10 protein-coding genes are annotated in these 7,322 nt (G+C 60.4%); 1 reads left to right on the top strand and 9 read right to left on the bottom strand.

Going from position 1 to position 7,322, the window contains the following annotated elements; all coding sequences use genetic code 11:
* Window positions 1-254: 254 nt before the first annotated feature.
* Window positions 255-1,493: a PDDEXK-like family protein gene (locus C6W88_RS21065; protein ID WP_108133882.1), complete on the top strand. Its 1,239-nt coding sequence runs from the start codon at window positions 255-257 to the stop codon at window positions 1,491-1,493.
* Window positions 1,494-1,542: 49 nt separating this feature from the next.
* On the opposite strand, the gene C6W88_RS21060 is transcribed toward C6W88_RS21065, so the two are convergent.
* The 9 genes from C6W88_RS21060 to rplO all read right to left on the bottom strand — a co-directional run bounded on the left by C6W88_RS21060 (window position 1,543) and on the right by rplO (window position 7,320).
* Window positions 1,543-2,118 (bottom strand): lysozyme inhibitor LprI family protein, encoded by a 576-nt coding sequence (locus C6W88_RS21060; RefSeq protein WP_108133881.1) that lies wholly within the window; start codon window positions 2,116-2,118, stop codon window positions 1,543-1,545.
* Window positions 2,119-2,344: 226 nt separating this feature from the next.
* A complete protein-coding gene (gene rplQ, locus C6W88_RS21055) occupies window positions 2,345-2,734 on the bottom strand; it encodes a 50S ribosomal protein L17 (RefSeq protein WP_045990838.1) in 390 nt (129 codons plus the stop codon).
* A gap of 39 nt (window positions 2,735-2,773) precedes the next feature.
* Window positions 2,774-3,772, bottom strand: coding sequence for a DNA-directed RNA polymerase subunit alpha (locus C6W88_RS21050; RefSeq protein WP_108133880.1), 999 nt, complete (start codon window positions 3,770-3,772; stop codon window positions 2,774-2,776).
* Window positions 3,773-3,852: 80 nt separating this feature from the next.
* Window positions 3,853-4,473 (bottom strand): 30S ribosomal protein S4, encoded by a 621-nt coding sequence (gene rpsD / locus C6W88_RS21045; RefSeq protein WP_045990840.1) that lies wholly within the window; start codon window positions 4,471-4,473, stop codon window positions 3,853-3,855.
* 12 nt (window positions 4,474-4,485) lie between these two features.
* Window positions 4,486-4,872, bottom strand: coding sequence for a 30S ribosomal protein S11 (rpsK, locus tag C6W88_RS21040; protein WP_013331014.1), 387 nt, complete (start codon window positions 4,870-4,872; stop codon window positions 4,486-4,488).
* Window positions 4,873-4,911: 39 nt separating this feature from the next.
* Window positions 4,912-5,268: a 30S ribosomal protein S13 gene (rpsM, locus tag C6W88_RS21035; RefSeq protein ID WP_045990841.1), complete on the bottom strand. Its 357-nt coding sequence runs from the start codon at window positions 5,266-5,268 to the stop codon at window positions 4,912-4,914.
* A gap of 122 nt (window positions 5,269-5,390) precedes the next feature.
* Complete coding sequence (gene rpmJ, locus C6W88_RS21030; protein WP_031384759.1) at window positions 5,391-5,504, bottom strand: 50S ribosomal protein L36; 114 nt, start codon at window positions 5,502-5,504, stop codon at window positions 5,391-5,393.
* A 49-nt stretch (window positions 5,505-5,553) separates the two neighbouring features.
* On the bottom strand, window positions 5,554-6,885 hold the full coding sequence (gene secY / locus C6W88_RS21025; RefSeq protein ID WP_045990842.1) for a preprotein translocase subunit SecY: 1,332 nt from the start codon (window positions 6,883-6,885) through the stop codon (window positions 5,554-5,556).
* Window positions 6,886-7,320: a 50S ribosomal protein L15 gene (gene rplO / locus C6W88_RS21020; RefSeq protein WP_045990843.1), complete on the bottom strand. Its 435-nt coding sequence runs from the start codon at window positions 7,318-7,320 to the stop codon at window positions 6,886-6,888. It lies immediately after the preceding gene.
* Window positions 7,321-7,322: the final 2 nt, after the last annotated feature.

Here is a 7,322-nt window from a genome sequence, read left to right as displayed (position 1 = left end):
CGTCGCTCATCCTGTCCTCCTTATGACTGCACTATATCCTGTGCAGCTATGGAGGGGGTCACTTCATCCAGGCGTCGCGCACTTTTATCACGGGGAACAGGCGCGGCCTCATCCTGCGACTGCCGTTGTCATCTGAATACCAGATATCAACACCAATAGAAGACTGGCACCTGAACTCGATCACTTTTTGTGCCTCCACCTTTCGATATGCTGAGACACACAATCATCGGTTTGCCCACACAGGGAGGTCCGCCATGCCACACGAGAACAAGGAGCCATCACTTGATGATGAGCATCGCGCACTGGAAGCGCTATTCGAAAGGATGGAGCAGATGCCCCCGCCGGCGCCGCCAGAGCCCAACCTTTTTTCCATTTCAGGGCCGGGGCAACACGAGAACCGACTGTCGGACCTGATGGCGATCTTCATGGGTAGCCACGAAGGCGCCCCAAGGTGGCTGGCCAAGGCGCTAGTGGCGTGCCTTCTGAAAAAGGGCGCTTTCCCGGGTGAGCTAGAAGACGACCTGCTCTTGTGCACTGACTGGGACAGCCTCTCGGTCGAGCGCGAAGTCCCGTCGCCGGACGTTCGGGATGGCAACGACAAGCGGCTCGATCTGGTCATCTCGAGCGACAGCTTTGTGATCGGCATCGAACACAAGGTATGGGCGTCGGCGTCATACAACCCCTTCACTACCTACGCCGCCATGATTGACGCCTATCAGCAGCCCTATCAGGTCCGCTGCGTACTGAGCCCCCTGACCCAGCGGGACGATGTCCCCGTCGACTGGGTATGCGTCTCCTACGACGAGTTGATCACCGCCGCTCGAGAGCGATTCGGCGAGGAAGTCGCCACCAGCACCTTTACCAAATGGCAGGTCTTCTATCAGGAACTGCTGCAGCACCTGCACGCCATCGCCCACCAGGACAAGGCCATGATCATGGACGACAAGGAACTCACGTTCGCCCTCAAGCACTTCGCTCAACTCAAGCAGGCGGCGAGGAAACTCGGACTACTGGAAAGCGAACTGGTTCAGCAGTGCACTCGCACGTTGGCGTCCACTCTGGATATTTCGGAAAACGAGATCATCAAGTCGAGCAGCACCTGGCGTGACGAACAGCGGGTACTCCGCTTCTCTTTCCCCCACTGGGAAGGGCATAACAACCAGGCCTGCCTGGTCTATTACCCCACCTCGGAGTCTGACGCTGCCGACAGCGAAAGTATCGGCTTCTACGTCAGAGGCTACATCGACCGGCAGGCTACTTCTGCAGATCTAGAGGACATCGCCGAGGACTTCATGAGCACCGTTCCGGACACCTGCAGCGATGCTTGCTCCTTCTATCGCGATGGCGAACCTAAAGACTTCAGGTTTGAAAGCAACAAGCGCTATCTGGTCCTCGATGCCTGGCCCCACCCCTATACCCGAGAAGGCGCCCTGAACGCGCTGGGCGACCTGGCCCGCTGGATCGATCAGCGCCTCAGTCAAAGCGTCCAGTAAACCACAGGAAGACGCGGCCGCGATCGCTGGGTGGCGGCAAGGCGCACGCCTAAAGACTGCTCTCGTGCAGGATGCCCTTCAAGGTAAGCGCCCGCTGGGCGGTCTGTTCAAGCTGACAGGCGGCGGCGACGACGCTGCGGATGGTGCCATCCTGATAGCGGGCATAGGCGTAGCCGCACTCGGCGTCGCGAAAGGTGATCCAGGCGCGCTGCACGTCCCTTAGCGCGTCCACCCGGGAGATACCCACGTCAGGATTCCCCTCGTCCTGCTCGCGCATCAACGCGCGCAGCTCCTGATACTGGGCGTTGAGCAGTTCATCCCAGACCCGGGTCTCCTGGGCCAGACAATCGACGATGCCCAGGGTCGTGGCCCCGCCCGGGGTCTGCTGGCAGGCGTCGGCGGCGAGTCCGATGCAGTCACCCACCGCCCCCTGGCCCATCTGTACAAAGCAGTCGCGCACCTCGGCTGCGGCGACCGTGGGCGCCGCACTGCCCCCCACCTCGGCCAATGATGACGCCTGGGCAGCCTCCTTGCCCGCTTCTTCTGGATCGCCCGGCGTCTGCGCCACGGCGATGACTGGCGACAGCACCAGCATCGACAACAGCCTCTGCCACGTCCTTTGCATGCCTTTCCCCCGTTACCTTGTCCCTGACTGATAGCATAGGGGAAGCCACGCCGTGCGGACACGCAGCCCTGGCGCTTGTGTCATCGCTGCCCCTGGTGGCCAAGCCTCTGGTGCCGGCCAGCTTCCGGTCATCGTGCACAAGGAACTCGTCGACAAATGACAGACATAAAAAAACCGACACCCGGAGGTGTCGGTTTCGCGTCGTGTCGAAGCGCTGTCGAAAGGATTACTCCTCGCCGACGGCCTCTTCTTCAACGACGGGGCGATCGACCAGCTCGACGTAGGCCATGGGGGCGTTATCGCCGGTGCGGAAACCGCACTTGAGAATACGGACGTAACCGCCCGGACGCTCGACGTAACGCGGCCCCAGCTCGTTGAAGAGCTTGCCGACCGCTTCCTTCGAGCGGGTACGGCTGAAGGCCAGACGCCGGTTGGCGACGCTGTCTTCCTTGGCCAGGGTGATGAGCGGCTCGATATGACGACGCAGCTCCTTGGCCTTGGGAAGGGTTGTCTTGATCACTTCGTGCTCGACCAGCGACACGCTCATGTTGCGAAACATGGCCTGGCGGTGCGAGCTGGTACGATTGAGGTGACGACCACTCTTACGATGACGCATGGTTGTGATTCCTTACCAAACTGGGACTCGAGCCGACGCTTAGGCGGTGGCCTTGTCGTCCTTCAGGCTAGCCGGCGGCCAATTTTCAAGCCGCATGCCAAGGGACAGACCACGAGCAGCCAACACGTCCTTGATCTCGTTCAAGGACTTCTTGCCGAGGTTCGGGGTCTTCAACAGCTCCACCTCGGTGCGCTGAATCAGATCGCCGATGTAGTAGATATTCTCGGCTTTCAGGCAGTTGGCGCTACGAACGGTCAACTCGAGATCGTCTACGGGGCGCAGCAGGATGGGATCGATATGATCCTCTTCCTCGACCACTTCCTGTTCCTTGTCGGCTTCCAGGTCGACGAACGCTGCCAGCTGCTCTTGCAGGATGGTCGCGCTGCGACGGATCGCCTCTTCCGGATCCAGGGTGCCGTCGGTTTCCAGGTTGATGATCAGCTTGTCGAGGTCGGTGCGCTGTTCGACGCGGGCGGCTTCGACGCTGTAGGAAACGCGGCGCACGGGGCTGAAGGTCGCATCCAGCTGCAGACGGCCGATGGCGCGTGTCTCGTCGTCGGCTTCGCTGCGGACATCCGCAGGCTCATAGCCGCGACCACGGGCCACCTTCAGCTGCATCTTGAGCTCGGCGCCTTCATTGACGTGGGCGATGACGTGCTCGGGGTTGACCACTTCGACGTCGTGATCGACGGCGATGTCACCAGCGGTGACGACGGCCGGGCCCTGCTTGTTCAGCGAGAGCATCGCCTCGTCGCGGCTGTGCATCTTGATCGCCACGTCCTTGAGGTTCAGGAGGATTTCGATGACATCTTCCTGGACACCCTCGATCGCGCTGTACTCATGGTCGACGCCGGCGATCTCGGTCTCCACCACGGCGCAGCCGGGCATGGACGAGAGCAGGATACGACGCAGAGCATTGCCCAACGTGTGGCCGAAGCCACGCTCGAACGGCTCGAGCACGATCTTTGCGTGGTGTGCGCTGATCTCTTCGACCTTGATGTCGCGAGGACGGAGAAACTCTGTCACTGAACGCTGCATATGAACACCTTTCAGGCTGCCAAACGAATACTCGGTAATAACCGCCGCCCTCCCGGAGGAGGGCGGCGCGGACGGACCGCTTACTTCGAGTACAGCTCGACGATCAGTTGCTCGTTGATGTCGGCAGTCAGGTCACCGCGCTCAGGCAGGGCCTTGAAGGTGCCTTCCATCTTCTTGGCGTCGAGTTCGATCCAGGCCACGTCGCCACGGTTGGCGGCGATGCTCAGGGCGTTCTGGATACGCGCCTGTTGCTTGGCCTTTTCACGAACGGATACCACGTCGCCGGGCTTGACCTGGTAGGAGGCCACGTTGACGGTCTTGCCGTTGACGGCAATCGCCTTGTGGCTTACCAGCTGACGAGCCTCGGAGCGAGTGGCGCCAAAGCCCATGCGGTAGACGACGTTGTCCAGTCGGGACTCAAGCAGCTGCAGCAACAACTCACCGGTCGCACCCTTCAGGCGGGCGGCTTCCTTGTAGTAGTTGCGGAACTGCTTTTCGAGTACGCCGTACATGCGACGTACTTTCTGCTTCTCGCGAAGCTGCAAGCCGTAGTCGGAAAGACGCTGACGGCGCTGGCCGTGCACACCCGGAATCTGTTCGGATTTGCACTTTTTCTCGAAGGGAGTGACACCGCTCTTGAGGAAGAGGTCGGTACCTTCCCGGCGAGACAGTTTGCACTTCGGTCCAATGTAACGAGCCATGAATCTGTCTCCTTAAACGCGGCGTTTCTTCGGCGGACGGCAGCCATTGTGGGGAATGGGCGTCGCGTCGGTGATGCTTTGCACGCGGAAGCCGGCGGCGTTGAGTGCACGCACGGCGGATTCACGGCCAGGACCGGGGCCCTTGACCAGCACGTCGACGTTTTTCACACCATACTCGGCTGCAGCAGTTGCTGCACGCTCGCTTGCCACTTGAGCAGCGAACGGGGTGCTCTTGCGAGAACCACGAAAACCCGAACCACCGGCTGTCGCCCAGGAAAGAGCGTTGCCCTGGCGGTCTGTGATCGTAATGATCGTGTTGTTAAAAGAGGCATGGATATGCGCAACGGCATCCACTACCTGCTTTTTAACCTTTTTACGGTTGCTACGCGGGTTAGCCATGTTGATGTCAATTCCTGTCTTTACGCCAGAACGTGCGTGTTATTTGCGGATCGGCTTACGCGGTCCCTTACGGGTACGCGCGTTGGTCTTGGTGCGCTGACCGCGCATCGGAAGACCACGACGATGACGCAGACCACGGTAGCAACCCAAGTCCATGAGACGCTTGATGTTCAGCGTCACATCACGACGAAGGTCGCCTTCAACGGTATACTTGCCGACTTCACTACGCAGGCTGTCGATCTCTTCAGATGACAGATCCTGGATCTTGGTGGTCGGCGCGATGCCGGTCGCTTCACAGATTTCCTGTGCGCGAGTACGGCCAATCCCGAAGATGTAGGTCAGCGAGATCGCCGCATGCTTGTTGTCCGGGATATTGACGCCTGCAATACGGGCCATCAGCTTACTCCGAAGTTTGAGCGGCTTGCTCGGTTAATCAACTACAAAAGGCGCAATAGCATACCCCCTTCCCGTCATTAGGGCAAGGGGTATGCCAGCACCCGGTTCAATTCAGGCCAGGATTAACCCTGGCGCTGCTTGTGCCGCGGCTCGGTGCAGATGACGCGAACAGCGCCATTGCGACGAATGATCTTGCAATTGCGGCACATTTTCTTCACGGAAGCTCGAACTTTCATCGTTCTCTCCAAAATCGGCTTGCGGCGTGCCAAATCGGCCTGCGGCGCCTTAGCGCATGATGCCGCCGCTACCGTAGCCTTTCAGGTTGGACTTCTTCATCACCGACTCATACTGGTGCGACATGAGGTGCGACTGCACCTGGGCCATGAAGTCCATGATGACCACGACCACGATCAGCAGCGAGGTACCGCCAAAGAAGAACGGCACGTTCCACGCTACGATCAGGAACTGGGGCATCAGGGAAACCGCAGTGATGTAGAGAGCGCCGAACAGGGTCAGACGAGTCATGACCTTGTCGACATAACGAGCGGTCTGCTCGCCAGGACGAATCCCCGGCAGGAAGGCACCCGACTTCTTGAGGTTGTCGGCCACATCCTTGGGGTTGAAGACCAGCGCTGTGTAAAAGAAGCAGAAGAATACCACCGCCGCCGCGAAAAGCAAGATATAAAGGGGCTGACCTGGGGCCAACGCCTGGGACGCGCGCTGCAACCATTCCATGCCGTCGCCCGCACCTACCCACTGACCGAGGGAGGCGGGGAACAACAGGATGCTCGAGGCAAAGATGGCCGGAATGACACCCGCCATGTTGACCTTGAGCGGCAGGTAGCTGCTCTGCCCTGCATACATCTTGTTGCCTACCTGGCGGCGCGGGTAGTTCACCGTAATCCGGCGCTGGCCGCGTTCGATGAACACGACGAACGCCACGGTGGCGATACCCAGAAGGCTAAGCGCCAACAGCGGCAACACATTCCACGCGCCCTCGTTGCGGGCAAGCTCGAAGGCTTGAGCCACAGCTCCGGGCAGGCCGGCGACGATACCCGCGAAGATCAGCAGCGAAATGCCGTTGCCGATGCCCTTCTCGGTGATCTGCTCACCCAGCCACATCAAGAACACCGCGCCACTCACGAAGGTGATGATCGCGGTGAAATAGAAGCTGAGATCGGCCGTATAGGCAATGCCTTGGCTGGCCAGACCCACGGACATGCCGGTGGCCTGAACCAGGGCCAGCACCACCGTGCCGTAGCGCGTGTACTGGCTGATCTTGCGGCGGCCGCTCTCGCCCTCCTTCTTCAACTGCTCGAGGTGGGGCGAGACGGCGGTCAGGAGCTGCATGATGATCGACGCTGAGATGTACGGCATGATGCCGAGGGCGAGGATACTCATGCGCTCCAGGGCACCGCCCGAGAACATGTTGAACATGCCCAGGATGGTGCCCTGCTGCTCCCTGAACAAGGCAGCAAGCTGGTCAGGATTGATACCGGGAACGGGTATGTGGGCACCGATACGGTAGACCACGATGGCGAGGAGCACGAAGCGCAAACGCGCCCACAGTTCACTCAGACCGCTGCCCATCGCCGGCATGTTTCCTGACTTGGCCATTTAGTCCTCTACCTTGCCACCGGCGGCTTCGATCGCTGCGCGGGCACCCTTGGTGACCCGCAGACCGCGAACGGTGACCGCCTTGTTCAGATCGCCGGAAAGGATCACCTTCGCATGCTGCGTGGAATCCTTCAGCACATTGGCTTCCTTGAGGCTTTCCAGAGTGACTTCGTCACCCGCGACCTTGGCCAGCTCGGCCAGGCGGACTTCCTCGGAAACCAAAGACTTGGCGGAGGTGAAACCAAACTTCGGCAGACGACGCTGCAGGGGCATCTGACCGCCCTCGAAGCCGGGCTTCACGCTGCCACCGCTGCGCGACTTCTGGCCCTTGTGGCCACGGCCGCCGGTCTTGCCCAGACCGGAACCGATGCCACGACCGACGCGCTTTTCAGCGTGCTTGGAGCCCGGTGCCGGGCTCAGGCTGTTAAGTTTCATGG

Origin of the sequence: Halomonas litopenaei, assembly GCF_003045775.1 — a bacterium.
Classification (GTDB): Bacteria; Pseudomonadota; Gammaproteobacteria; order Pseudomonadales; family Halomonadaceae; genus Halomonas; species Halomonas litopenaei.
Note: the sequence above shows the minus strand (reverse complement) of the source record. Positions and strands in the feature narration are given on the sequence as shown.